Origin of the sequence: Echinicola rosea (genome assembly GCF_005281475.1) — a bacterium.
Classification (GTDB): Bacteria; Bacteroidota; Bacteroidia; order Cytophagales; family Cyclobacteriaceae; genus Echinicola; species Echinicola rosea.
Genome location: NZ_CP040106.1, coordinates 1146317 through 1172315, shown reverse-complemented (window position 1 = coordinate 1172315; position 25999 = coordinate 1146317). Strand labels below are relative to the sequence as shown.

Sequence of the window (25999 nt, the reverse complement as noted above, 5' to 3'; positions counted from 1 at the left end):
CAAACTACCATTTTTTATATTGCAGTACAAACCACCATCAGCATTTCCTATCGATTACATTTACCATGAACCATTACATCCCCTGTGGATAAATCAGTTATCCACAGGGGAATGTTGTTTCTAAGGCCTAAACATCAAGTGAATAGCCATTTTCATAATCATAATGCAGCATTGCCTCTGCCTCTGCATCCTGCTCAAAAGTTTGCAGGGCAGGATTCCACTGTAGCTTTCGTCCGAGTTTATTGGAAATATTGCCAAGGGTACACACGGTACAGGTACTATGACCGATTTCTACGGGGGCAATTGGGTCTTTCCTGCGGATCACACTCTCGATAAAATCCATATAATGTGGGTGGGCATTCACTGTTGATTTTTCAGCTTCAGGCACGGTGAGTTCAGGAATGGAGGACTTAAACCCTCCCCTGGAAACTTGGATCCAGCCTTTGTCACCGATAAAGCGGACACCGCGTGTATCACCATCAAATGGCTCAGCAGTCATTACAATTCCATTTTCATAAGTAAAAGTCAGCGGATGATTGTCTTTTTCGGGGGCGATCTCCACTGGTCCATACCGATCCATGCCTATTCCCCACTGGGCTATGTCAAACATATGGGCACCCCAGTCGGTCATTAAGCCACCACCAGTCTCCCAATACCATCTCCAAGCTCCCCAGATCGATTCATTTTCCGGTGGGTTTAATGAGATAGGAGGATTAAGCTCGTGATTGTAAGGGACTGGTTTGATCGGGCCGAGCCATAAGTCCCAGTTTAGATCTGACGGAATGGGCTCTTTTGACAAATCAAAGGGTTTGGGCGAGGTAGGCTGCCCTACGTTGGCCTTGACATGGTGTACTTTTCCGATATGGCCCTTCTGAACCATCCTGACAGCATATTGGAAATTGTTTTCGGACCGCTGCTGACTGCCCACGGCCAAGACTATGCTATGGTCACGGACAGCTTTTACGAGTGCTTGTCCTTCTTTTATGGTATAGGTGAGCGGTTTTTCAAGATAAATATCCTTTTTGGCCTTACAAGCATCGATCGCGATAAGTGCATGCCAAAAATCAGGTGTGGCGATCACCACTGCATCCACATCGTCTCGCTGGAGCAGCTCTTGGTAATTTTCATAAACAGGGACTTCGGAGGGCTGCTTGCCGTACCTTGACGAGACCGTATGCTGAAATCGCTCCCGTTTTACGCCATATACATCGCAGCCAGCGGTGATTTCCACGTGGGGGATATTCATCATACCATTCATGATCCCATGGGATTGCCTGCCCAGACCGATAAATCCTAATCGGACTGTACTGATGCCTAGCGGAGAATTAGTGAGTGCTTGCGGTTTGCCAATACCAAAATGAGGCAAAAAAGAGAGCCCTGCAGCACTAAGCGCTGAGGCACCCATAAATTTTCTTCTGGAAAGACCAGTCTTGTTTTTCTTTTTCATGGATTATTTCGGGTTAATAATTGTGGTTCTATATAATTTACTATGGGTAACTATTACTTTGCATGTCAAATTCTAGCTTGGCTTTCATCTCGTTGCCTTGTTACTTTTTTCCTTCAGGTGAAAAACGTAACCAAAAAACCCCGCTGCGGTGAGTTTTATGACTAAAATCAAAGCCAGCACTCACGCAGGCAAACTCCTCTATTTGTGCAGCATACCAATTTTTTATACTGATTCACGTCAAATACCTCAAGGCAGAACAGAAAATTGCCCATTGAAAAGGAATATGAATCAACATTAATTTAAACAGGGCTGTTATCACCACCCATTATAATCCATATAGAGCCATATTTTACCCAAAATAACCCGATACATTGTATTTATCAAGGATAATAGGGATTTCGAAAACAATCAAAAAGCCGTTTCGATCTCAAATTTGTCTATGGTAAAAAACATCCGTGTTCCCTTTTCAAAATTCCTACCTGGCGCAGCCTTGATGCTAATTTGCATGCCCTCATCATCTTCGAGCTTTACGATTTGGTGGTCACCATAAAAAAGGATCCTGATCACAGTGCCACTTAGGGGCTGCTCAGTATTTTTCTTGATTTTTGCATCTTCAGAACGAAAGAGGATTTTTACCTTTTCCGTAAAGTTGGCTGATTCGGGATGAGGGATAAATCCAAAACCAGCATAAAAGCCATCCTCCGTGGGTGTGGCCAATAGCTCATTTCGCTTTCCAAAGAAATTGGCGACGTAGGCATTTGCTGGGTGCTTGTAGATTTCCACGGGAGTACCCACTTGCTGGAGCCTTCCTTTATGGAGAATGGCAATGCTGTCAGCCAATGATAGGGCGTCTTTGGCGTGGTGACTGGCGATGATAGCCGTAATACCAGTGCTCTTCACAATGTCCCGGATATCTTCACTGATTTCATTTTTGAACCGGGTGTCCAGACTGCGAAATGGATCATCCAACAGCAGCAGCTTGGGACGTGAGGCCAATGCCCTGGCCAGTGCTGCCCGCTGTCGCTGGCCAGATGAAAGTTGATGTGGATAGGCGTTAAAGCTGTCCTCCAAACCGGCCAAGGCCAGGCTGTCCTTGGCTATCTGCCGGTCATTGCGGGATTCTTGGTGCAAGGCTTCCCGTACATTTTCTAATAATGTCATCTGTGGAAACAAGGCGTATTCCTGATAGATCACTCCTACTTCACGCTGATTGGCTGGAATGGCAGACTTTCCGTTTACGATCGTTTGTCCCGAGAATACGATGTCTCCCTTGTCAGGATGCTCTAGCCCTGCGATCAGCTTTAGCAAGGTGGTCTTTCCTGAGCCATTCTCGCCTACTATTGCTTGAATACTGCCTTCTTCTATAGCCATGTGGATATCCTTGACCGCTGACTGTTTGGTCTGTGGAAACTTCTTGCTGATACCATGGAGCTGGAGTAAACTCATTTTCGATAAGCTTTGGGGTTAGAAATGGCCTGTGAGGATAAATTTAACGGTATTTCTCTGAATAGTCATTGTAAATTGTCAGGAAAACTGAATAGAAATACCCAAAATGAATCAAATGCTGAAAAATTGGAAAACTATTAAGATTTTCATTTCGAAAACACTTCAGTATATTGATGTTAAATAACTATAAGTCAATTTGTTAGTGGTTTTGCAATGCGCTTTGTTACTTATCCACATTCTTTAAGGCTTCCTTGCGGCTGAGTTTGGCCAATTCAGTATGGTCCACAAACTGCTTTACCCAATCGGGGTTGGTCTTGCTGTATTGTCGCAGGATCCAGCCGATGGCCTTGTTGATAAAAAATTCCTTCGAGCCCAACAGCTTATGAATGACCTCCTGAAGCAGTGTAGTGTCCAGTTTGTCTTTATAATTGTGTTGGAAGAGCAGGGCGGATCGCTGCAGCCACATATTGTCGGATGCGAGCCACTTATCCACATATGGTTTTATTTGTGCTGGATATACCCAGAAGTAGTTTCCCAATAGTTTTACCGCTATAAAATCCACCGTATCCCACCAAGACTTGTTCACAATCATATACTCCAGCAGGTCAATATCGGTCTTTTCAGGTTTCCTGAAAAACTTTTGCACCAGCTCCTGTGCAAAAAGCTGGAATTCCCGCTCTGGCATATTCCATAAGATTTCCACCATCTCGGGTAATTCCTGCTTTTCAGGTAAGGCTGCTTTTTCCAAAAATGGTTTCTGAAGCTTCCTCCTCAAAGGAGTCTTCAGGCCGATAAATTCAAAATGGTCCTTCATATATGCCTTTTGGCCTTTCGCGACGACACTGTTTCCATGACGGCGAAACTCATTTTCCAAGGTGCGGAGGTAAATTTTCATGGCTAAAAATAGAAAAAGAATCGATGCATTGATGCGTCATGATTACCAATCTTCAAAAATTTTCAACAGGTGCAATTCGAATTGGTTTTCTTGCCATTGAAAAAGCCTTTATGGCCAGCATATTCCCTTTACTGTTCCTGATTCTTGTCTATTAGTAAAATCAGAAACTCCTGAGAAGAGGGATTTTTTAATTTTCTACGCGTATAAACCGCTGCTGCGATGTGGATAACTTACACCCACAAGAGCCCATATACGTTAACCAGATGAAGGTATCAAAAAGTCCCTTTATGCGCCAGTGCCTGTTCAATATGTGCCAAATGGTGCTTGCAATGCCAGCTATACATACTTGTGGTCAGCCCTAGATTCGTTTCGGTGCGGTGCTCGGGGTGATAATAGGTCCGGTGTAGCTGGTCTTCACTGAGACTATTCAGCAAAACAGCCCATCGCCGATGGAGACCCGAAATGATCATCAAAGAATTCGAAATATCATCCATTGTACTGTCCGGCAACTCCGTCCAGCGATCCTCATGATACGGTTTGATTTTTGGCGTATCCTCTGTGAGGGCTAATTTAAAACGCATAAAACTGTTCATATGGCTATCTGCGCAGTGATGTACCAGTTGCTTAATCGTCCATCCGTCAGGGCGATGGAGCCAGTTAAGTTCCTCTGCGGTAAGGTTTTCGGTAAGGGAGGTAATCTGTTGTGGAAACTGCGCGATATCAGCGATCCAGCTGGCCACATCTTCCATGGTATATTTTACATGCTCGTGGTGCTGGCCAATGGGATATTTTAACTTTTCTAATTCTTGCGAGTTCATATTGTACGAATTTTTAGGTTGTTCAATCATGCAAAAAGTAACAAAAGCGGTAAGTTTTGAAGAACTGATTACTTTCTACTTGAAAATACAAATAACTGGCCAATACCACAGGGTACCATGGAAAAAAATGCCTCCTTGTTTCATGGATCCATCATTTCATAAGCATTTGTCCACATTCACCGACGGGATATCGTGTTTTCATAGATGCCACACAGAATATTACTGAAGGCCAGTTTCAAAGCTTTTCCACAGCTTTTCAAACTCCCCTTCAAAGGCACGAACGGTGTGGATATCTTCCAATAAGACGATATTCTCATAATTGAATTCAGCAGCTGACCTGGTCCAATTATAACTTCCCGTAAGCACTTTTTTCTGGTCAAAGATGGCAAATTTGTGGTGCATATGGGCAACACTGTGGTCGGTTTGCACAGGAATGCCCGCTTGCCTTATCCGGTCGATATCCGATCCGAGATCAAAACATTTTTCATCATCTGTCAGGACCTTCACGATCACATTCCGCTGATGGGCATGGATCAGTTCATCCGTAATCTGGTTGTCGCTAATGGTAAAGACACAAATGTGGATAACGGATTGTGCCAATCGCATTTCTCGAATAATGGCTTCCCTGCAGGTGTTTCCGGGACTGAAAAAGACGTCTGCATTGGCTTGTGGGCCATCCTTTTCCTGGAGAACCTTCACCGCTTCATAAAACCAAGCGATCAGGTTTTCGGCATGGACATCAGGTGCTTTGGCTTGGACCATCTGAAATAAATCCGATAGCAGCACTTGCCGGTCATGTGTCGTCAGTGCCGTCAGATAAGACTTGATTTCCCGCTTCTCCGACCGCGACAGCGCATGGTCCTCGAGGCTATCCCTAAATTCGGCAATCAAATGTTGAAAACTGCTCATGAAGTAAAGATATACAATTGGTGTTATTTTTCATTATGCAGCTAGGCTCGCAAATGGTCCTAGTCTCAGACCAGGACCGAAACTTGTGAACGTCCTCGGGCATGATGGTCAATGCCTCGTTGATCATTTGCCGATTACATACTTTTCCTCATTGCGAGCGCAGTGGTTGAAAAGCGGTCCCGTGTCCACAAGGTGGGATCACATCGTGATTCTTCCCTGCAATGACATAATGGGAATGCTTTACTGCGGGCGTCTATCCTTTGGCTCTGCTCAGGGTGCAGGACATAACTGTCGGGATTACCTAAAATCAAGCCATAACATGATGGGATCGTTGCGGTCACCATTATGCCCTACGGATCTCCAGTCATAGGACGATGGCCCCATCTCTTTTGCGGAGTGGAATTTGGTTCCTATTGCCGGGATTTTATAGAGAAAAGATAAACCACCCTCTGGAAAGGGCACTTTCAGGCCATCGGTGGTATAAGGAGCCTCGGCGGGTGTAAACAAGCGGAAAAACAAGCCGGGTCGTTCTGCATAAACGCTAAAATCCCCACTTTCCGTAGCCAAGCGATAAGCAAAAAGATCAGCATGATAACCTTTAAATTCTGGATATTCCAGCCGTCCTTTGGTGCTGTAGCCCGTGATGGTATTGTTATAATCTTTCTGCCATATCCCAAACCGTGCTCCCCTGAGGCGGTTTTGCCAAACACGGTATGGACCATCCCCGAGCCATTGGATGCCTGCTACCTGCTCTTCCGGAAAGTCAAAATGCAACCCTGCATAGGGTTTTCCGCTTTGGCTCCTGTCTGGTGCTGAGGCTTCCACCTTGATCAGTCCATTCGGGTACAGCGTCCATTTTACAACAGATGGATAGGCGGTGTACTCGACCCTGATATGGTAATTGCCTTGCTCATCCAGCTGCACATCAGTAGATTTTGGAGCGGTTTCACTGTTGAATATCGGCCCTGAAAAGGGAATTTCTTGCGCATTTTTTTCCACCTTTTCCAAGGCATAGTACTCGTTAAAATACACCTTGATCTTACCCATCTGGAAGGTACGGTCGTTGTCAACGATATTGATTGGTGCTCCTGCAGCAGGCTGCTGGGTGATGTGCCTGGCGGCAAATTGGGCAGGAGAGGTTATTGGCCAGGACCAAGTGTTTATCGGGCTTCCCGATTTATCCTTTACTGTCACTTCTAACCAGTCTGCATTAGAAAAATCCTCAGGAAGTGCCAGTGATTCTTGGGCACGTTCACCCGGCAGGACGCTTTTGAGCCTAAGCTCCCCACTAGCAGACTCCTTGCCTTCCCAGTCGCTCAATTTTAGGAGCCTCCAGCTTAGCTGCATCCCTTCCAAGTTTGTGTACAAGTAGTGATTTTCCAGGATTAGTTTGCCGTCAAAGTGAGCATTCACCACCATGGGCTTCACTTGTACGGGCGACCAAATATCCTTTATGGTATAAAAGCTACCTTCCTTTTCCCGGTAGGGGCCGACAATGCCGTCTGGAGCATGATTGCCATCGGCATCCAAGCTGTCAGAGCGGTCAGTCCTCACCACTGCCTCATCGGCAAAAACCCACAAAAATCCACCTGCTGCACGGGGATTTGTCATGTAATCCGTCCAAAAATCATCCAAGTTGGCACCATGACCGCCATCATATAGGCCGTGTAACATCTCAGTGGGCATAAAGATATGATGACCATTGGAAAGGCGATTGATACCTGCCTTATAAATGGGATAATGGAAGCTGTCCACCCCATTTCTGTTGAGCCATGGATAGATTACCGGCCGTTTCTGGAGGTCCCAGTGATGAAACCATTTCTCGTTGGCAAAATCCCAGCCCCCTTCATTTCCATGGTCCCAGACGATCACCGCCGGATGATTCTCGTCTTTGAGAATGGTTTCTTTGATCAGCTTAGGCCCCACGATGGTGTCATAGCCGTCCTGCCAGCCCGTCACTTCATCCAGCACAAAAAGCCCCAGAGAATCACACAAGTCCAAAAATTCTTCATCCGGTGGATAATGGCTCATCCTGACTGCATTCATGTTCATTTCTTTCATCAGCTGGATATCCTCCAGGTGATTGGCATGGCTGAGCGCCCTTCCCGTGGTAGGGTAAAAGGAATGCCTGTTAACTCCTTTAAAGATCACTCTGGTGCCGTTTACATAGATCCCGTCATTTTCCCTTAGCTCCACGGTGCGGAAGCCTACTTGCTCGGTTTGGCTATAGACAGGCTTGCCCTTTATCATCAGCGTAAATTTTGCTAGGTACAAATTCGGATCCTCTGGATTCCAGGTTTTTACCTTTCCAAACTCGTGGGATACGGTCGTATGCTGCCCTGCTAGCGGTGCTGTAAATTCGCCTAATGGAGCCTGGGATTGGAGGTCTGTCAGACTGACGTTTATGGACGCGTCTTTGTGTACGGCTTTGGTCTTTACTAATGCCTCGAAATTTCCGGAAGCCTTGGCATCTATGGCAATCCTGGAAAAATGATTTTCGGGCATCACTTCCAAATATACCGGCCGGAAGATCCCGCCAAAAATCCAAAAATCGGCTTGCCGCTCCGCCCTGTTTATGGATGCATTGGCAGAGTGCTTGGCCACTTTCACTTCCAAGAGGTTTTCCTGCCCAAAGCGTAGCAATTTGGTGATATCATACTTGAATTCATAAAAAGCGCCTTGGTGAATTTCACCAGCCAATTGCCCATTGACCTTTACTTCAGTATCGGTCATGGATCCGGCAAATACAATGTTGATGGCCTTGCCCATCCAGCTTTGGGGGACTTCGAAAGTATGTTTGTAAAAGCCCGTTTCTTTGCCCAGCTCTCGGTCTTTACGACTATGGTCATGGCCGTAATTATATGTGCCAAACCCATGTAATTCCCAGTTAGAGGGAACGGGTATTTTTTCCCATTTACCTGCTTTTCTCCCGTCAGAGACCATAAAATCCCAGTCCACAGTACTGGCGGCGTCCTTTCCTGAAAGGTAAATTCTTTGGTATGCTAGCTGCTCTTGGGCAAATGCAATGGAAAAAGAACATAAAATAGTCAGTGCAAACAGTAGCAGTTTTGGCTTCATGAGTTTATTATTTTGACACAAACGACTAATATAAGTTATCACGGGGAGAATCGAATGCAATCGCTCCAAAGATGTATGGATTACCAGCAAAATATGACAGGAAAAAACATTCCCTTTGATCTCCAAGGATTTACAAGTGCAGGCTTAATTTGTGCGCTCAATTTTAGCTAAAAATATGGCAATCCCAGAGATAAATGGCTATCTTATTCTTAACATAAATCGCTAACCTTTTTCGCCTATGCCAAGAGCTAAAAAAAATGACAGTGACCGTAAAATCTTCGTTTTGGATACATCGGTCATCCTTTACGCCCACAATTCTATAATGAACTTTGCCGAACACGATGTAGTGATTCCGATTACGGTATTGGAAGAGCTGGATCAATTCAAGAAAGGCAATGATTCCAAAAATTTCGAGGCGAGAGAGTTTATTCGATTACTGGACAAGCTGTCCAAGGACAAGATGATCCACAAGTGGACACCGCTGAACGGAAAGACCAAGGGCAATTTTAAGGTCATGATGACCACCAATGAAAGTAACGGCAATTCCAATCACCAAAATGCCAACACGATCTTTGGAGAGGAAAAGAATGACCATAAAATCCTGAATGCTGCCCTGGATCTCAAAACCAGCGAAAATGGCCGTAAGGTCATCTTGGTCAGCAAGGATATTAATCTCCGCCTGAAGGCAAAATCCCTCGATATCCAAGCGGAAGATTACGAAACGGGCAAAATCAAAAATATCACGGAGCTAGAAAGTACCGGTAAGGATATCCTTGAAGGCATCGATCCGGACGTGATCAACCAACTGTATGATAACCATTCTGTGGAGGCGAAAAAGGTACTCGGCACGCGAAAGCGCAAGACCAATACCTACTATATTTTAAAAAGTGAAAAGAATTCGGTTTTGGCGTATTATAATGGTGAGGACAATACCATCGAACGGGTGGACAAAAAACTCGCTTATAATATCAAACCAAAAAACGCCGAGCAGACCTTCGCCCTTCATGCCATCACCAATCCCAATATCAAATTGGTGTCGGTGCAGGGTGTGGCCGGTACCGGAAAGACCCTCTTGGCACTGGCAGGTGCCCTAGAGCAGCGGAGAGATTATAAGCAAATATTCCTGGCCAGGCCTATCGTTCCGCTGAGTAATAAGGACATTGGCTACTTGCCTGGGGACATCAAGTCCAAGCTCAATCCTTATATGGAGCCGCTTTGGGACAACTTAAAGTTTATCCAAAACCAGTTTAGGGAATCCGATAAGGAATACCAGAAGATCACCGAGATGGTCAATCAAGAGAAGCTGGTCATACAGCCTTTGGCCTATATTAGAGGTAGGTCACTGTCCAATATCTTCTTTATCGTGGACGAGGCTCAAAACCTAACGCCCCATGAAATAAAGACCATTATCAGCCGGGCAGGCGAAAATACCAAAATTGTCTTTACCGGGGATGTTTATCAGATCGATACGCCCTATCTGGACAGTCAAAGTAACGGCCTGTCTTACCTTATCGACCGGGTCAAGGAACACCCGCTCTATGCCCATATCAAACTGGAAAAAGGAGAACGCTCCGAACTCGCTAATTTGGCCAATGAGCTGCTTTAGGTTTAGTAAGCACTAACGCCTCAGATCGATTATAGAACCGTCATCGGTAGGCTTAGGGGAGAATTGAGGGGTGGAAGCCTTGGCGGTTCGCTGTGGCGAGTTGCCACACCCTTTTCCAACCCACATCCTCCTTGAAAGGGTTCGCTATGACGCTTTTAATACTAAAAATAAGTCGAGCTCAGGTTAATAATAAAAACGAAAAAGCCTCCGATTTCGGAGGCTTTTTTTGGGTCTATGATTTACTAACTAAAGCTGCTTAGCTCTCCGTAATGGTATTGAGCTTTGCCAAGAAGCTATTGTAATATTGGCGTCCTACTTGTACCACTGCCCCATCCTTAAGATTGATTTCTTTGGTGCTGAAGCTGGCGATTTGTGCGAGCTGCACGATGTATGATTTTTGTACGCGGAGAAAGAGGTGGGAAGGGAGTTTTTCTTCCATTTCTTTCATGGACTTACGAATGGTATAAGTCTTGTTTTTGGTAAAAATGGACACCATATTTCCATTGGCCTCCACGTAGTAAATGTCGCCGTAATCCACCCGCTCATAAGCATTGTCAGATTTGATATACACGGCATCAGCGACTAGGTATGGACTTTCTGCACTAGGTTTTGGAGTCTCCGAACTAGCACTTTGGTTCCGCCTATTGTAAAGGACAATTTCTACGATCGCATGAATATCATTGGTATTGAACGGCTTTACGATAAAGCCCGCGGGATGAATGCGTTTTGCACGCTCAATGATAGAGGGGTCACTGTAAGAAGTAACATAAACAATCGGTGCATCCACCATTTGCTGGATGATCTCTCCCAGTTCTATGCCGTCCTTGTCACCCTTTAGTTTGATGTCCATAAATACCAGATCGGGTCGGTATTTCTTAATGACTTTGATGGCTTGATTGGCAGAATTGGCAATATCAATATTTACGTAACCTAAAAGTTCGAGGATTTCCTCAATATTCTCTGCGATATCCGGATCATCCTCTACAACCAGTATTCTTTCTTCTTTCATGTTATCGTATGGTTGGTCTATGTTAGGTGAAGTTCATGATTTTCCATCACTAAACTTTCACAAATGAATTCAATTTTTTCTAAAATTTGGACTGAAAATGGGAATATTAATCTAAAAAAGCAATTTAATACTGCCGTTTTTATTTATAAACTCATCATATCTTTAAACCTCGCTGCCTGGCGACGGCTGACTTCGATGCGGTCACCGCCCTTAAGTGTCACCACCAGTCCACCATTAAACCACGGCTCAATCCCTTCTACCCAGCTCAAATTAATGATATGCTTGCGGCTAGCCCGGAAAAAGGACTTTTCGTCCAATCGTTCATCCAATGCATTCAGGGATTTGTGGATCATGGGTTTATTGTTTTCAAAATATACTTTTATGTAGTTCCCATCAGATTCAAACAAACGAACATTTTCAAGCTTGACAAACCAGCACCGATCGCCATCTTTTACAAACACCTGATCTTCCAAAGATAGTTTTTTATCTCCTTCTATGGTAACTTTTTCGGGATCTTTGGTAGAATCAGCATTATTTTTAAGCTTGGTTTTTAGTTTTATAATGGCTTCGGTAAGTCTAGCGGGTTCTATTGGCTTCAGTAAATAGTCCAGCGCATTCACTTCAAACGCTTTCAGGGCAAACTCATCATACGCCGTGGTAAAAATGACATCCGGTACGGCATCCATTTCGGATAGCAGGTCAAAACCAGTTTTTTCGGGCATCTGTATGTCCAAAAATATCACGTCTGGACTGAGGCTGCTTATCTTTTCTTTTGCATCATCTACATTTACTGCCTCTCCAATTACCTCGACATCTTCTATGGAAGACAATAGGTTGATCAGTTCTTTTCTTGCCAGTCTTTCGTCATCGATTACTAGTGCGCGCATGCTATAGAGTTTTTAAGATTAGTCTAATTTAGTACTTTGTTTTGGAATTTTAATTTCTGTCACCACAAACTCACTATCAAAATTCCGCATTTTGAAGGAGGCCTTGTTCCCATAGATTAATTTTAGCCGCTGAATGGTATTGGAAATCCCATGTCCACTTCCGTCGTTTTCTTTGCGTTGTACACTATTGGTAAGCTGTCCGCTGTTTTTCACAACAATGTACAAATCATCCGTCAAGCCAACAAAACACTGGATGTGAATGAGGCCTCCACGCATCAGGTTAGAAATACCGTGCTTAATGGCATTCTCGACGATGGTCTGCAACATCATCGGAGGGATCTTATATTGATAGGCCTTCTTCTCAATATCATAGGATATTTTCAGCCGTTCTTCAAATCGGATACTTTCCAAGTCCAGGTAATCCCGCACAATTTTTATCTCATCACTGAAATCGATCGTCCGCTTTTTATCCATAATTAAAGAATACCGCAGGATATTGCTCAGCTGCGTAATGGCTTCTTTTGACTTGGGAGGATTTTCGTCCACCAAAGCACGAACGCTATTGAGGGCATTGAAAATAAAATGAGGGTTTAGTTGGTTGCGAAGCTGGTTCAGTTTGACCTCGTTGATTTTGGCCTGGTACTTTAGGGTGGTGTTGTAGTTTTCAAGGAAGTGGTAAAGAAAATACATCATTGCCCAAAGGGCATAGTACAAAAAGCTGATGAACATATTAACCAGCAATACAATTGGCTTCAGGTCTTCCTGCTGCCTCAAAATGCCAAAAATCCAGTTGATCAGTACTGTCGCGATTACATTGGCAAAACTTAGCACCAACAAAGCGCAAAATGCTTGGATCAATAGCTTGGAAAGATTAAAGTTGAACCAGTTTTGGCGCTTGATGATGTGCCTAAAATAATGGGTGGACACAAAGTAAAAAGCACCAAGCGACAGGTATGCCCCTATCTGAACCGATGTAATACCACGGATCAAAGAGACAAAAAACAAGTTGATCACCGCAAAAGCAGCCCAACCGAAGATCTGAAATATCCAATATAACCTACTTCTGTCCATTCCATCCCAAATATAAGGAAGTCTCTGGATGTAGGCAGTGATTTTTTATCAATGGATGCAGCCATTGCTGAAAGGGCTTTTGCCAGGTACCGGAATCACCTGAGCTTACCTGCTGGTTGCTGCTATTGATTCCGCTACTGCTCCCACTGGCCGGGCTCCTTTCCTTGCCCATCGGTCCCTGAGCAGGGCTGAAGGGACCGATGGGCAGTATCAAAACCGCAAGGACCGGTTATGATTTACTTGGTGATAGCTCCATCTTTAAGAACTTGGCTGTATAGCTGGAAGGGTGGTTGGCGACGGCTTCTGGAGTCCCTTGCGTTAGGATTTGGCCACCCTTATTGCCGCCTTCTGGCCCTAAGTCGATGATATGATCGGCGACTTTGATGACATCCAGGTTATGCTCAATGATCAGCACAGTGTTGCCTTTGTCCACCAGCCTGTTTAAGACTTCCAGCAGGTGCTCGATGTCCTTGAAGTGTAAGCCAGTGGTGGGTTCATCAAGGATATAAAAGGTCTTTCCGGTGTCTTTTTTGGAAAGCTCGGTAGCGAGTTTTACACGTTGTGCTTCGCCTCCAGAAAGGGTGGTGGCATGCTGTCCAAGTGTAATATAACCCAGGCCTACATCATTTAAGGTTTGGATTTTGCGAAGGATTTTAGGCTGTTTATCGAAAAATTCCACTGCTTGCTCCACGGTCATGTCCAGCACATCAGAGATGGATTTGCCCTTAAACCTGACTTCCAGCGTTTCCCGGTTGTAGCGTTTGCCTTTACAGGTTTCGCAGGGAATGTGCACATCCGGTAAAAAGTCCATTTCGATCAGCTTCATCCCAGCTCCTTCACAGTCCTCACATCTACCGCCTTTAACATTAAAGCTAAACCTCCCGGGCTTGTAGCCGCGGATTTTTGCCTCTGGCAATTCCGTAAACAAGGCCCGAATGTCTGTAAATACCCCGGTGTAGGTGGCGGGGTTTGACCGGGGAGTCCTGCCGATGGGGGATTGGTCCACTTCGATCACCTTATCGAGATGCTCCAGTCCCTCTATGCTGCCATAAGGCAGCGGAGTCCTCCTAGAACGGTAAAAATGCCGGTTGAGCAGTGGAAAAAGCGTCTCGTGGATCAAGGAACTCTTGCCGCTTCCTGATACCCCGGTTACACAAATCATGCTTCCCAAAGGCAGCTCCATGTCCACATTTTTCAGGTTGTGCCCACTGGCCTGAAGCAATTTTAGGTAATTGCCACTGCCTTCTCTCCGTTTTGTCGGAACAGCGATTTCTTCTTTTCCATTTAAGTATTGTGCGGTAAGGCTATTTTGCTGGAGTATTTCCTGGGGAGTGCCCTTGGCGACAATATGGCCACCATGCCTACCTGCCCCGGGGCCGATGTCCACGACATAGTCTGCATCCAGCATCATGTCCTTATCGTGCTCTACTACCAGTACGGAGTTGCCCAAGTCACGAAGGTCCTGAAGGGCTTTGATCAGTTTGACATTGTCACGCTGGTGGAGGCCGATACTCGGTTCATCCAAAATGTACAATACCCCTACGAGCTGGGTACCGATCTGGGTGGCTAACCTGATCCGTTGGGCCTCCCCTCCAGAAAGCGTCCGGAGTGGCCTGTTCAGCGAAAGGTAATCCAGCCCAATGTCCAAAAGGAACCCGATCCGTTTCCGGATTTCCTTTAAGACTTCCTCTCCTATGATCTTCTGTTTCTCGGTAAGTTTGTCATCAATTTGCCCAAACCAATTTCCGAGCTGCTGGATATCCATCATGGCCAGCTCACCGATGTGCTTGCCGGCAATCATAAAGTGGAGGGCTTCCTTTTTCAATCGGTATCCCTCACAATCCGGGCATTCCCTAGTGGTGGTAAAATCACTTACCCACTTTTGGAGCTTTTCGGATCCGCCCTCTTGTTGTTTTTGGAGAAAGTGTACGATGCCTTCGAAGGTGGTGGTCCATTTGGTGCCGGGATACTTGACTGAATCCACCTCGACGGCGGTTTTGTCCCCATAAAGCAATACATCCAAGACCTCTACTTTTAAGTCTTTGATGGGAGTGGACAGGCTGGCCTTGTGACGCTTGAGGATCGCCTCTATTTTTTTGAAAATCCAGATATCGCGGTATTCGCCGATCGGCACTATTCCTCCCCGAGAAATACTTAGGCTGGGATCTGGAATGATATTTTCTTTTGTAATCTCTTCAATGACGCCGATACCGTTACAAGTTGGACAAGCACCGTAGGGGCTGTTAAAGGAAAATGTGTTCGGTGCCGGCTCATCATAGGAAAGCCCAGTGGTAGGATCCATCAGGTACTTGGAGAAGTGGTGGATATTACCTTCCTCGTCCCGGAGCATGATGATGCCCTTTCCGTGTTGTAATGCAGTCTTCAAGGATTGGGTGATGCGGTAGCGGTCGTCCTCTTCGGCAATAATCCTGTCCACGACGATTTCGATGTCGTGGATTTTGTAGCGGTCCACCTGCATCTTGGGCACCATTTCCATGACCACACCGTCCACGCGGACCTTAGAAAATCCCATTTTTCTGATCTGCTCAAAAAGCTCGCGGTAGTGTCCTTTTCGCCCTTTTACCACTGGTGCCAAGATGTACAGCTTCTTGCCCGCAAAGTGTTCCAGCAGCTGGTCGATGATCTGATCCTCCGTCTGACGGATCATTTTCTTGCCAGATAGATAACTGTAGGCTTCTCCAGACCGGGCATACAGCAAGCGCATAAAATCATAAATCTCCGTTACCGTGCCTACGGTGGAGCGGGGGTTTTTACTGGTGGTCTTTTGCTCGATGGAGATCACTGGCGAAAGTCCATTGATTTTATCCACATCCGGGCGCTCCATTCCGCCAAGAAATGACCTGGCATAGGCCGAAAAACTCTCCATATAGCGGCGCTGGCCTTCAGCATAGATCGTGTCAAAGGCCAAGGAACTCTTACCGCTTCCGCTCAGGCCTGTGATGACCACCAGCTGGTTTCGGGGAATGGATATATCTATGTTTTTGAGATTGTGCTCGCGTGCACCGTAAATCTCTATTTTTTCTTCTACTGTTGCTACTGTTTTTGACATGTAGGGATCGGACCTTTTATGAGGTTTATAATTTCACAAAAATATGGATTATTCATGGAATACCCTTACTGTCATCTAAAACCGTGTTCATCCGGAATAAGTTTATTGCTTATCGCTTCTTTTTCGTAAGGCTTCCTCATCTTCTCCTGTCAGCGTAGAGCGCATCCCACTGAGCACAAGCTTCCACCAATAATTAAAAATAAACTTGCTTTGATCCCGCTTAAAGTAGATTACTCCTTTTTTAAGTTCTCCTTTGGGGCCGGGGTTTTCGGAACGTATCACCAGCTTATTGGTAAGGAATGATCCGATTTTCTGGAAAATGTTCTGCCCATCACCGTAAGATTTTCCTCGGATGTCAATGGCCAGGTCATGGTATTTCATGATCAGCTCACCAGATCCCTCGATATCGTCTGCCGTAATATCAAAGGTCAGCTCATCAATCTCTCCACTACGGGCCTCCACTTGGGTGGCTGGCCTGAGCATGGGGTTGATAGCGGTAAGCTCCATATCGTGAATGGATCCGTCCATGGTAAACTTCCCTGTGCTGTCTTGAAGGAAATAGGCAACTTTCAGTTGGACATTACCCTTACCCATTATCCTTGCTGTAGCTTCCAAGGTAAGTTTATTGTGCATTTCGAGCATTTCGGAGACATTGGTGATATTGATGATCTTGGCGTCAATCTGGTCAAAGAATATAGTGCCTGCTTTAGGCCCCTCATTATCGGGACGCTCCTCATAAGAAACGTACCCATTTTCCAATTGGATCAGGTCCACATGAAGGTCTTTGGGAATACTTCTGATGATTTCGTTGATCATCTTTGGCCTTTTCCGATTATCATCAGGTTTTCTTTTGTCCCGGAAGACATTGATCACCATGTCTGAGATGATCAGTTTCTCGGACTCGATCAGGTTTTTTCGGAAGTAGGCATCATAGTCCATATTGGCCAGCTTTACCTTTCCTTCTATCAATTCTATCCAATCGGTTTCCTTCGCAAAACTTCTCGTATAGGCATACTTGTCCAGCTTGTTGTCCAGCCGGACATGTTGGACCTCCAATGATCTTTTTTCTTTGTCAAACTGGATATCTTCCGCATGGAGGACATTGCGGTATTCATTAAAATGGATATAGGAATGGCCTATCCTGCCTTTGATGTCTTCCACAGAAAACAAGGCGTCCTGCTCTTCAAGGTCATTTTTAGTAATATTGAAATTGGTCGCAATCAGGTTGAGATTCTCCAGCTCAAGGCGGGCTGAGTCGGTTACCACATCCCTGTTTTCGATCGAAAAGTCACTGATATCGATATGCGACACTTGGATGGACTTATAATCTTTGCCGGACTTTGGCTGGGTTTTCTTTTTATCTTTTAGTTCTAGCGAATCCAGTGATGGCGACAGGGAATGGATACGGACATGCCTGAGCTCTGCTGAATCCAGAACTATGGTATTGTCCAGCAATAGACTTTTCCACAAAAAGCCTGATAACAATATCCGGTCTGCAAGCAGGTTGATCTTTACCTTGCTCTCGGCAACATCTTCTGCTGGAAAAATCGCGACCGAATCCAGCTCTAAATAAGTGCCACGGTAATCATAGTCCAGCTTGATATTGCCAAACCTCACATGGTGTCCGCTAAAATCATCCGTTCGCGTGATCAAATCACTGACTATTTTATCAGCGTTTTTGTTCAGGTACAGGTTTACCGCAAAGGGAATTCCCTCTAATACAAAAAGAATTAAAAGGACCGCTATGCCCAAAAAAATCAACCACTTTTTATTTTTCATATATCTTCTCTAAATAATGCAATGAATATAACAAAAAAAAAGCGGTTTAGTTTAATTTTGAGCTAGACATTGGAAGAAATTATTAATTACCTGAGCTCGACTTAATTTTAGCATTAAAAGCATTGCGAACCCTTTTTAGGAGGATGTGGGTTGGAAAAGGGTGTGGCAACTCGCCGCGGCGAGCTGCCACGGCTTCCACCCGCTCAGGCCTCCCTCTAAGCCTCGCAGTGACGGTTTTATAATCGAACTGAGGTTAATTGGTGTTTTAGGCTACACGTGAATTTCCAAACCATCTTCTGTCATTTCACTTTTGTAAACTTCCAAGTCTCCACAGCTGCCCCCGGAAGCTAGCATTCCGGTTTTCAAATCGAAGCGATAAGCATGTAGCGGACAAATGATCTCTCCTTGACCATTAATATGCCCGTCCTTCAGCATCGCTCCTCGATGGGGGCAGTGTTGCTCAAAGGCATAGACACTTTCACCTGAGCGTACCACGCATACCTTTTTGGCTCCTAGCTGCGTCACTTTGATCTTACCTTCTGGCAACATCCCTTTTACATCGTCTTTGGTTTTGCCCAATGTGAATTTTCCCATAATTCTCCTTTTATTTATTTCAACTGGTGGCGTTCACTTTCCTTTAGGTTAAAAATACGGTTAATCCCGTCAATAATCTGCCTAAAGGGCTCACCATTTGTATAAAAAGTACCAAACTTTCCCAAAAGTAGAAAGCGGACTTGTTGATTTTCGTAAATTAGTGGAACAATAAAAAAGTCCCTACCTATGAAAAATCTATGCATATTCCCTTTACTGTTTTTGGTGTTCACTGTTTTTGGACAGGATCTGGAAGGTTCTTGGAAATTGACTTACCTAAATGGTGACGAAGTCACCGAGGAGGAAAGTGTCAAGATCTTTCAGGATGGCTATTTTGCCTTTGGCACCAAGAAAGCCGACACCACCAATCACTTCCTCGGTGCAGGAGGGGGGACATACAGCTTAGAAGATGGACAAGTGTACTCGGAGACGTTTGATTTTTACACCACTGATCCTAAAAAAGTAGGCACCACCGCCGCTTATAATATGGACTTTGTGGGGGATAAAATGGTCCTTTCCTATACCGAAAAGGGCCGTAAAGTAATCGAGATTTGGGAGAAAATCTCCGAAAGGGATGATGATTTGAACGGTACTTGGGTAATCACCGGCCGCAAAAGGGACGGTGAGCTGCACACCATGACACCGGGTGCACGACGAACAATCAAAATCCTTGGCGGTGGCCGATTTCAGTGGATTGCCTTTAATTCCGAAACCAAGGAATTTAGCGGTACCGGAGGTGGTAACTACACGGCCCAAAATGGCAAATATACCGAGTACATTGAATTCTTTAGCAGGGATGACCAACGGGTCGGCGCATCCTTGGGATTCGATTATGAAGTAAAAGATGGGGCGTGGCACCACAGCGGACTCAGCTCCAAAGGAGATCCGATCTACGAAATCTGGTCAAATTACCGAGAGGCTTATCTCGAGAAGCAGGAAGCGCAATAGCAGTGGGATGAAAGGGGGCACATGTCCCCCAAAACAACACTCCAAAAACATTCTATTCCTCCTTGGACTCCTTTATCCTTGGATGTAGTTCTACTGGTTTTTGGGATGTTTTTTTGCGCATTCGCATGTTTACTAGCTCCACTGCCAAGGAGAAAAATACCGCAAAATAGATATAACCCTTCGGTACTTCTACATGAAATCCTTCTACCAGCAGCATCACCCCAATCAAGATCAGAAAGCTCAGTGCCAAAATCTGGAGTGTCGGATGCTGATTGATAAAAGCACTGATCTTACCCGCAAAGACCATCATGATGATCAGGGCGATCACCACCGCAATGATCATTATGATGACATGATCCACCAATCCCACCGCAGTGAGGATACTGTCAAAGGAAAAAATCATATCGAGCAGTAAGATCTGGAGAATCACACTACTAAACGATGCACTTGATTTGGCCTTCACCTCTTCGGCTTCGCCTTCCATTTTATGGTGGATTTCCATGGTCGATTTGAACAGCAGAAACAGTCCTCCTCCGGACAAAATCAAGTCCCTGCCACTAAAGCCATGGCCAAAAACGGTAAAAAGTGGTGTTGTAAACTGAATGATATAGGAAATACCCAGCAACAAACCTATCCTAAAAAACATGGCCAATAGCAGTCCCAAGTTTCTGGCCTTTGGCTGCTGATGTTCGGGAAGTTTATTGGAGACAATGGAGATAAAAATGATGTTATCTACCCCCAGCACAATTTCTAAGAAGGTAAGTGTCAGCAGGGCTACCCAAGCTTCACTTTGCAAGAATATTTCCATATATTAATTAAGGTAAATTTTTATTGAAATTTACTAAAGCTTTTGGTTTCTTCGTCATCGCTAAAATTTATTTTTAATATTTTTGAGAACCTGAAGGTGGGCAGCGTCCCTTTCAGCAGAAACATCCATTAACAACCAAAAAAGAACATAGATCACGTGGGTTTATTGGCTGCCCTATATGTCGCCCTACTGATCCAACGTGGCACTCAAAGCTTACACAACTAAAATCATGATTGCAGAAAAGAACAAAGTAGTTAGCGTGGCCTATGAACTTCATGTAGATGACGGTGAAAATGGCAAGAAATTCAAGGAAAAGGTCACCAAAGAGCAGGCCTTTGCATTTTTATTTGGGGCTGGGAACACCCTACCGGCCTTGGAAGAAGTCATTGCCGGTAAAAAAGTAGGCGATTCATTCGAAGTTTTTATTGATTATGAAAACGCGTATGGAGACTATGATGAAAGCAAAGTCGCCATTGTGCCAAAATCCAATTTTAAGGAAGATGGTAAGAAAAACAAGGAGCTCTTGAAGGTAGGCCGAGTCATCCCAATGCAAGATGATCAAGGCAATCACCTGCGTGGTGAAATTACCAAAGTCGATTATAAAGGTGTCCACATGGATTTTAATTCTCCATTGGCAGGATATGACTTGTATTTTGAGGGAGAAATTGTGGATATCCGAGATGCTGAACAAGCGGAAATTGACCATGGGCATGTTCATGGTCCAGGCGGTCACCAACACTGATGGGCACGGCTAGCCTACCATCATTTGGTCAAGCGTGCTTCGTACCATCAACCTGCTCCTGAGCCCTTCCCTTTTCGAAGGGGGCGACCAAGAACTTCTGAGAAGGGGATTTGCAATCCCCATAAAGATGAATCCATCGTCCCGCAGAAATTTATGGTTGGGCGATCATTTCCCTTTTGACTACCTTGCGCAGGTATTTTAGGAGAAAAAACACCACTATGCTGGCAATGAAAAGTGCTAAGAGTACCATCCCTGCAAAAAACATCGCTTCAGGATCAACATGATCAGGCGCATCGGCTAATTCCAAGATCATGTTGATCATTTCATGGCCATTAAATGCCATGATGCTCAACCACAGGAAAAGCCCACCGAAAAAAGCCGTTGTGACCTGCAAAATGCTTACAAAAACCCCCGATAGTTCTATTACCGGATCCTTAACGAGAGGTGTCATGATCATATTTTGTTTTGTCGGCAAACTGAAATTGTCATACCGGAAAAAACTCACATACATAAATTTAACGATTATCAATCAAATTTTGTATAACCAATGCCATATTATTGGTTCTATTCAATTTTTACGGAATCTGATTCTAAGGGATTTTTCCATAACGGACGGGTTTTGCCGGCATCCGCTGGAGCAGGCGAAAGGTCTGGCATTTGACCTTTACCACTGAACAATCGCTTGAAAGTTGAGATTAAGCCCATGGATGGATTATTGGAAAACAATGTAACGCCACCATTTGTATTGATGTTTTTGAGTAGCATATCGTAGCTGCTATAATCATGGAAGTAACTAAGGTCTTTGATTTTCATGATCGTGTTGACATTGCGCTGCATCATATTCATTTCCATAGCATGATCAGCTGTGGTATTCAAAATAGCTTCCTTAAAGGCCTGTTCGGAAGGCATCTCAGTCACCTCAAATTCCCGCATTTCCAAGATCCTTTCTTCCAATTGGATCAGCTGAAACTGGTTTTCATCCCCATTTGCCACCAATGTGAGCGGCTGGTAAGTCAGGTGGACAAAGGTCAAGGTATCTCCCTTTTTGGCTCTGATGGTAAACTCCCCCTGATCATTGGAAGAGACCCGCTCAAGGGAGCTGCTGATCCTTACCACTGGAACAGGCTCCCAAGTGGCCCTGTCCACGACCTTTCCGGTGATTACCTTTTCTTCTTGTGCCACCACCCAAAAGGGCAGAAATAATAATAAGAATGCCGTAGAAGATTTTACCATAGTAAGTATATCCATAACCCATCGGCAATCTATAGGATACTTTTTAGCGAAAGCAATATTTAATTTTATTTAACAGCCTGATTAACAATAATTAATAATTTTCAAAAAGTAGTACTATTTTCACATTAGCTGAAATTAAAGGAAATCCCCCTTTCAATAATTAGCCCCAGCCAATATATTTGGCAACTCACATAATATAACTACCTATGAGAAGCCTGTTTCATGTGCTTTTAGTTGCTTTGGTCATTGCTTTTTCCTTTTCGTGTACTGAAAAGGCCAAGGCGCAAACTCAACCTAACATTCTTTTTATTGCGGTGGATGATCTACGGCCTGAACTGGGCTGCTATGGAAAAGCCTATGTCCACTCTCCCCACCTGGACCAACTGGCAGCTGAAAGCAGTCTTTTTGAAAACCATTATGTGACGGTACCCACTTGCGGTGCTTCCCGCTATAACCTGATTACGGGACTTCTCCCCAAAAGTCCAGGAGACCTTAGCAACCAAGCTTCCGCCTCCAATATTGCCAATAAGCCAGCAGGCGAAAGACCTCTTACCTTTATACAAGAGCTAAAGCAAAATGGCTATTACACCGTGGGAATCGGGAAAATCTCCCATCATCCCGATGGCTATGTCTATGGCTACCGGGCGCCTAAAAGTGATAAGATCGAACTCCCCGGCAGCTGGGATGAAATGCTCCTCGATGCAGGCAAATGGGAAACTGGCCACAATGCCTTCTTTGGCTATGCAGATGGTACAAATCGAAACGATAGGGAGAAGCAGGTAAAGCCTTATGAAGCCGCCGATGTGGAGGACGAAGGATACCCGGATGGGCTTACGGCAAACTTGGCCATCAAAAAGCTAAAGCAGCTCAAGGAAAAGGGAAAGCCGTTTTTTATGGGCGTGGGTTTTTTCAAACCGCACTTGCCTTTCACGGCGCCCAAAAAATATTGGGACCTCTATAATGAAGAGGACATTCCGCTGGCACCCTTCGCCGAAATTCCTGAGAACAGCTCAAAGGCAAGTCTCCAAAACAGTGGAGAACTAAACCAATATAAGCTTGGAGAAGAAAAACCCGACCTGGACAGTGCCGCCTCTGATGCTTATGCTAGAAAACTCCGTCATGGCTATTTGGCCGCAGTAAGCTACATCGATGCACAAATAGGTAAAATATTGGACGAACTGGAGGAGCAAGGCTTGGCTGAAAACACCATTGTGGTGGTGTGGGGAGATCATGGCTGGCATCTAGGTGACCAAAAAACCTGGGGCAAACATACCGTTTTTGACAATGCCCTACAAAGCGTACTGCTGATCAAGCGTCCAGGAGAAGGCGGTCAGCGCATATCGCAGGTCGTGAGCACTACTGACATCTATCCGACAGTCATGGAACTCACACACGTCCCTTCCCAATCGACCTTGGATGGAGAGAGTATGGTGTCCCTTATGGACAATCCAGCTGCTAAGGAGTGGAGAAATACTGCTTACAGCTACTTCAGAAGAGGTGTCTCCTTACGAACCCCACAGTATAGATTGACCAAATATTTCCGCGAGCAGTCACCGGCTATAGAGCTATACGATCACCAAACCGACCCCTATGAAAGTGAAAACGTGGCCAAGGAGCATCCAAAAGTAGTGAAGCAGCTTATGCCCAGCTGGGAAAAGGGGAATACGGGAATTTTTGAGGAATAGACGGAAGCCCCCTTCGGCTACGCTCAGGACAGGAATCAGAAGCAGCCTATTTGAGTCGGAGACTCAAAGCTAGCCAGTGCTGGGGCAGAGACCCAGCACAACCCTAGGCTGACTTGGTACCACCGTTTTCAAAACAAGCCCAGCTAAGCTCCCCTTTGTTCCGTAGCGGTCTCCAGTACAATCGCGGCTTAGCGCTGTCCCATCGTCTTTGACGCGGGGGCAAGATATTGCCCAAGTAACTCCCCCCTACCCCCCTAAAAGGGGGGATTTATATCAGGTGAGTGACAGGGGCTTTTGACTATTGTCTTGATTCTTTCTTCTAGATTTGCTTAGTCCGTCACCTTGGTTTTCATATTGATTTCCATGGGCATGGACATGCCATCAGGAAGCTGTTCGTTCTTTTCGATTTCCACAAAGCCCTCCATTGCCTGGTCCAGGTCGATGGTCTTGATCCAGCCTGTTTCGGCATCCAGCGTAATGGTGGCGTTTAAGGTTCCGCCCATGTCATAGGTCATGGGAAAGGGCATTACTGCAGGATCTACTTTCTCACTTTGGGCCATTTTGGTATTGCCATTGGCTTTCAGGTAATACTGGCCATTTTCTTTTTTCACATAGGTATAAGTGATTTGGTGGTCAGCATCGACGCCGTTCATGGAAGAAGTGATGGCAGCATCCCAAGTATCTCCCGGCTCTACCTTATCCTCCGGGAAAATAGGACTGGTAAGCTGGAGGTTTCCCAACATGCCATTTTTGCCAAAATTCTGTTTCATTTGGGACTTGACCTTGTCCAGCTGGTCATCCCCAAGAGCTTCAGCGATCTCGTCAACCGCTGAAGAAAAGGCCTGCTCCATTCCCGTTACTTCAAGGATTTTGCCTTTTTTACTCATCTTAATGCTAAAGGGCTTTTCGGCCATTTTTCCAAACATCTTGCTGAGCGGATTGCTGCCTTCCTTGTCGGCATCTTCTGAGCTGAAAGACATGTTCATCATGGGCATTTTCATTTCCATGCCCATCTTGTCAAACATGGCCTCCATCAGGTAAGAATCATCTGCTACTTCCAAGACCTTTAGCGACATGTCACCGATAATATTCATATCAATATCGATGTTGTTTCCGCCAAACTCCTGGCTAATGTGGGATTCCATTGTGGATTTTTGGTAATACGTTTCGCCTTCGGCCAAATCCAGTTGTAAAAGCACTTTGTTGGATTGGCAAGAAGCCATCAAGGCGCATAAAAGCAGTAAAAGACTGAGTTTTTTCATAACGGTCAAAAATGATATCGATTAAAAGTTATTTTTGGCAAGTTAAGGATTCTTTTTGCGAACTGACAGGCCAATGGGATTTTCTAAAAGGAAACGTCTTTTTATCATATACCTTAGCACCCACAGCTGTCTTTCCTGGGGGATTCAATTTTTAGGCTATTTGGTAGGTCGTATATTCAAAAACCAGCCCCAACGGGGCGTCACATACATGGCCATGGGTTGAAACCCATGGAATAATAGTTCAACCCGGAATTAATGCCGTTTAGTTAGTGCGTATCTGGAAAATACGGGTTCTATCTTTTTTCCTTGGACAGTTATTTTTCTAGCTAAATTCCAAGTTGGTTTTCATCTCTTTACCTTTATTACTTTTTTGCTTCAGGTCAAAAAAGTAACCTAAAAACCCCGCCGCACAGGTGTGCATCTATTGGGCTAAAATTAAAACCTTCCCTCATGCAGGCAAACTCCTTCTTTTTAGCTGCCAACTTTTTTTTGGTCAGCCTTTCGTCTAACAAGCCTGCCTTATTGCCCGCCCGCATTTTAATTTCTTAACGCCCAATACCTGCAAGGCGGATTCAGTTAATAAGTCCCAAAAATGTATCGCTTTTAGGCCGCAGCCATCGGGTGGAAATTAAAATGGGTGACAGATCCACATCGCAGGGGAAATCCATGTCCCATTTTAAAGGGCAGACCACCGGCCTAGATTTTTTTCTTTCAT

Annotated in this window: 20 protein-coding genes; 4 read left to right on the top strand and 16 right to left on the bottom strand. The window is 45.0% G+C overall.

Going from position 1 to position 25999, the window contains the following annotated elements; genetic code table 11:
• Positions 1-127: 127 nt before the first annotated feature.
• The 6 genes from FDP09_RS04890 to FDP09_RS04865 form a co-directional block, all read right to left on the bottom strand.
• On the bottom strand, positions 128-1447 hold the full coding sequence (locus tag FDP09_RS04890) for a Gfo/Idh/MocA family protein (protein ID WP_137401582.1): 1320 nt from the start codon (positions 1445-1447) through the stop codon (positions 128-130).
• A 408-nt stretch (positions 1448-1855) separates the two neighbouring features.
• Positions 1856-2893 carry an ABC transporter ATP-binding protein gene (locus FDP09_RS04885; protein ID WP_137401581.1) on the bottom strand — a complete coding sequence of 346 codons (1038 nt, stop codon included), beginning with the start codon at positions 2891-2893 and terminating at the stop codon, positions 1856-1858.
• A 223-nt stretch (positions 2894-3116) separates the two neighbouring features.
• The gene (locus tag FDP09_RS04880) at positions 3117-3788 is read right to left on the bottom strand and encodes a DNA alkylation repair protein (RefSeq protein ID WP_137401580.1); all 672 of its coding nucleotides are present in this window, start codon (positions 3786-3788) and stop codon (positions 3117-3119) included.
• A gap of 272 nt (positions 3789-4060) precedes the next feature.
• Positions 4061-4606 (bottom strand): YfiT family bacillithiol transferase, encoded by a 546-nt coding sequence (locus tag FDP09_RS04875; RefSeq protein WP_137401579.1) that lies wholly within the window; start codon positions 4604-4606, stop codon positions 4061-4063.
• Between the two features lie 219 nt (positions 4607-4825).
• Complete coding sequence (locus FDP09_RS04870; RefSeq protein ID WP_137401578.1) at positions 4826-5515, bottom strand: phospholipase D-like domain-containing protein; 690 nt, start codon at positions 5513-5515, stop codon at positions 4826-4828.
• A 297-nt stretch (positions 5516-5812) separates the two neighbouring features.
• Positions 5813-8593, bottom strand: coding sequence for a glycoside hydrolase family 2 TIM barrel-domain containing protein (locus FDP09_RS04865; RefSeq protein WP_137401577.1), 2781 nt, complete (start codon positions 8591-8593; stop codon positions 5813-5815).
• Between the two features lie 238 nt (positions 8594-8831).
• Between FDP09_RS04865 and FDP09_RS04860 the strand changes: the two genes are divergently transcribed.
• The gene (locus tag FDP09_RS04860) at positions 8832-10199 is read left to right on the top strand and encodes a PhoH family protein (RefSeq protein ID WP_137401576.1); all 1368 of its coding nucleotides are present in this window, start codon (positions 8832-8834) and stop codon (positions 10197-10199) included.
• 256 nt (positions 10200-10455) lie between these two features.
• Here FDP09_RS04860 and FDP09_RS04855 read toward each other — a convergent pair whose 3' ends face one another.
• The 6 genes from FDP09_RS04855 to FDP09_RS04830 all read right to left on the bottom strand — a co-directional run bounded on the left by FDP09_RS04855 (position 10456) and on the right by FDP09_RS04830 (position 18609).
• Positions 10456-11208, bottom strand: a complete 753-nt coding sequence (locus tag FDP09_RS04855; protein ID WP_137401575.1) for a LytR/AlgR family response regulator transcription factor — start codon at positions 11206-11208, stop codon at positions 10456-10458.
• A gap of 143 nt (positions 11209-11351) precedes the next feature.
• Positions 11352-12095, bottom strand: coding sequence for a LytR/AlgR family response regulator transcription factor (locus FDP09_RS04850; protein WP_137401574.1), 744 nt, complete (start codon positions 12093-12095; stop codon positions 11352-11354).
• A gap of 18 nt (positions 12096-12113) precedes the next feature.
• A complete protein-coding gene (locus FDP09_RS04845) occupies positions 12114-13166 on the bottom strand; it encodes a sensor histidine kinase (protein ID WP_137401573.1) in 1053 nt (350 codons plus the stop codon).
• A 229-nt stretch (positions 13167-13395) separates the two neighbouring features.
• Positions 13396-16236 carry an excinuclease ABC subunit UvrA gene (gene uvrA / locus FDP09_RS04840; protein ID WP_137401572.1) on the bottom strand — a complete coding sequence of 947 codons (2841 nt, stop codon included), beginning with the start codon at positions 16234-16236 and terminating at the stop codon, positions 13396-13398.
• Between the two features lie 102 nt (positions 16237-16338).
• The gene (locus FDP09_RS04835) at positions 16339-18015 is read right to left on the bottom strand and encodes an AsmA family protein (protein ID WP_137401571.1); all 1677 of its coding nucleotides are present in this window, start codon (positions 18013-18015) and stop codon (positions 16339-16341) included.
• 270 nt (positions 18016-18285) lie between these two features.
• Positions 18286-18609, bottom strand: a complete 324-nt coding sequence (locus FDP09_RS04830; protein WP_137401570.1) for a Rieske (2Fe-2S) protein — start codon at positions 18607-18609, stop codon at positions 18286-18288.
• A 186-nt stretch (positions 18610-18795) separates the two neighbouring features.
• On the opposite strand from FDP09_RS04830, the gene FDP09_RS04825 reads away from it, so the two are divergent.
• On the top strand, positions 18796-19554 hold the full coding sequence (locus FDP09_RS04825) for a hypothetical protein (protein WP_137401569.1): 759 nt from the start codon (positions 18796-18798) through the stop codon (positions 19552-19554).
• Between the two features lie 52 nt (positions 19555-19606).
• On the opposite strand, the gene FDP09_RS04820 is transcribed toward FDP09_RS04825, so the two are convergent.
• The gene (locus tag FDP09_RS04820; protein ID WP_137401568.1) at positions 19607-20362 is read right to left on the bottom strand and encodes a TerC family protein; all 756 of its coding nucleotides are present in this window, start codon (positions 20360-20362) and stop codon (positions 19607-19609) included.
• 229 nt (positions 20363-20591) lie between these two features.
• Between FDP09_RS04820 and FDP09_RS04815 the strand changes: the two genes are divergently transcribed.
• Entirely contained in the window at positions 20592-21104 is a 513-nt protein-coding gene (locus FDP09_RS04815; RefSeq protein ID WP_137401567.1) for an FKBP-type peptidyl-prolyl cis-trans isomerase, read from the top strand.
• A gap of 151 nt (positions 21105-21255) precedes the next feature.
• On the opposite strand, the gene FDP09_RS04810 is transcribed toward FDP09_RS04815, so the two are convergent.
• Positions 21256-21555, bottom strand: a complete 300-nt coding sequence (locus tag FDP09_RS04810; protein WP_137401566.1) for a hypothetical protein — start codon at positions 21553-21555, stop codon at positions 21256-21258.
• Positions 21556-21668: 113 nt separating this feature from the next.
• Positions 21669-22352 (bottom strand): carboxypeptidase-like regulatory domain-containing protein, encoded by a 684-nt coding sequence (locus tag FDP09_RS04805; protein ID WP_137401565.1) that lies wholly within the window; start codon positions 22350-22352, stop codon positions 21669-21671.
• Between the two features lie 191 nt (positions 22353-22543).
• On the opposite strand from FDP09_RS04805, the gene FDP09_RS04800 reads away from it, so the two are divergent.
• Positions 22544-24022 carry a sulfatase gene (locus tag FDP09_RS04800; protein WP_137401564.1) on the top strand — a complete coding sequence of 493 codons (1479 nt, stop codon included), beginning with the start codon at positions 22544-22546 and terminating at the stop codon, positions 24020-24022.
• Between the two features lie 329 nt (positions 24023-24351).
• Here FDP09_RS04800 and FDP09_RS04795 read toward each other — a convergent pair whose 3' ends face one another.
• On the bottom strand, positions 24352-25284 hold the full coding sequence (locus tag FDP09_RS04795; RefSeq protein WP_137401563.1) for a DUF6263 family protein: 933 nt from the start codon (positions 25282-25284) through the stop codon (positions 24352-24354).
• Between the last annotated feature and the right edge of the window lie 715 nt (positions 25285-25999).

What these genes read in the sequence shown, in the direction of transcription:
- FDP09_RS04825 (WP_137401569.1), top strand. Translation starts at nt 18,796, where the DNA reads ATGAAAAATCTATGCATATTCCCTTTACTGTTTTTGGTGTTCACTGTT.
- FDP09_RS04800 (WP_137401564.1), top strand. Translation starts at nt 22,544, where the DNA reads ATGAGAAGCCTGTTTCATGTGCTTTTAGTTGCTTTGGTCATTGCTTTT.
- FDP09_RS04830 (WP_137401570.1), bottom strand. Translation starts at nt 18,609, where the DNA reads ATGGGAAAATTCACATTGGGCAAAACCAAAGACGATGTAAAAGGGATG.
- FDP09_RS04860 (WP_137401576.1), top strand. Translation starts at nt 8,832, where the DNA reads ATGCCAAGAGCTAAAAAAAATGACAGTGACCGTAAAATCTTCGTTTTG.
- FDP09_RS04875 (WP_137401579.1), bottom strand. Translation starts at nt 4,606, where the DNA reads ATGAACTCGCAAGAATTAGAAAAGTTAAAATATCCCATTGGCCAGCAC.
- FDP09_RS04850 (WP_137401574.1), bottom strand. Translation starts at nt 12,095, where the DNA reads ATGCGCGCACTAGTAATCGATGACGAAAGACTGGCAAGAAAAGAACTG.
- FDP09_RS04845 (WP_137401573.1), bottom strand. Translation starts at nt 13,166, where the DNA reads ATGGACAGAAGTAGGTTATATTGGATATTTCAGATCTTCGGTTGGGCT.
- FDP09_RS04870 (WP_137401578.1), bottom strand. Translation starts at nt 5,515, where the DNA reads ATGAGCAGTTTTCAACATTTGATTGCCGAATTTAGGGATAGCCTCGAG.
- FDP09_RS04890 (WP_137401582.1), bottom strand. Translation starts at nt 1,447, where the DNA reads ATGAAAAAGAAAAACAAGACTGGTCTTTCCAGAAGAAAATTTATGGGT.
- uvrA (WP_137401572.1), bottom strand. Translation starts at nt 16,236, where the DNA reads ATGTCAAAAACAGTAGCAACAGTAGAAGAAAAAATAGAGATTTACGGT.
- FDP09_RS04855 (WP_137401575.1), bottom strand. Translation starts at nt 11,208, where the DNA reads ATGAAAGAAGAAAGAATACTGGTTGTAGAGGATGATCCGGATATCGCA.
- FDP09_RS04885 (WP_137401581.1), bottom strand. Translation starts at nt 2,893, where the DNA reads ATGAGTTTACTCCAGCTCCATGGTATCAGCAAGAAGTTTCCACAGACC.
- FDP09_RS04880 (WP_137401580.1), bottom strand. Translation starts at nt 3,788, where the DNA reads ATGAAAATTTACCTCCGCACCTTGGAAAATGAGTTTCGCCGTCATGGA.
- FDP09_RS04820 (WP_137401568.1), bottom strand. Translation starts at nt 20,362, where the DNA reads ATGGAAATATTCTTGCAAAGTGAAGCTTGGGTAGCCCTGCTGACACTT.
- FDP09_RS04835 (WP_137401571.1), bottom strand. Translation starts at nt 18,015, where the DNA reads ATGAAAAATAAAAAGTGGTTGATTTTTTTGGGCATAGCGGTCCTTTTA.
- FDP09_RS04795 (WP_137401563.1), bottom strand. Translation starts at nt 25,284, where the DNA reads ATGAAAAAACTCAGTCTTTTACTGCTTTTATGCGCCTTGATGGCTTCT.
- FDP09_RS04865 (WP_137401577.1), bottom strand. Translation starts at nt 8,593, where the DNA reads ATGAAGCCAAAACTGCTACTGTTTGCACTGACTATTTTATGTTCTTTT.
- FDP09_RS04805 (WP_137401565.1), bottom strand. Translation starts at nt 22,352, where the DNA reads ATGGATATACTTACTATGGTAAAATCTTCTACGGCATTCTTATTATTA.
- FDP09_RS04815 (WP_137401567.1), top strand. Translation starts at nt 20,592, where the DNA reads ATGATTGCAGAAAAGAACAAAGTAGTTAGCGTGGCCTATGAACTTCAT.
- FDP09_RS04810 (WP_137401566.1), bottom strand. Translation starts at nt 21,555, where the DNA reads ATGACACCTCTCGTTAAGGATCCGGTAATAGAACTATCGGGGGTTTTT.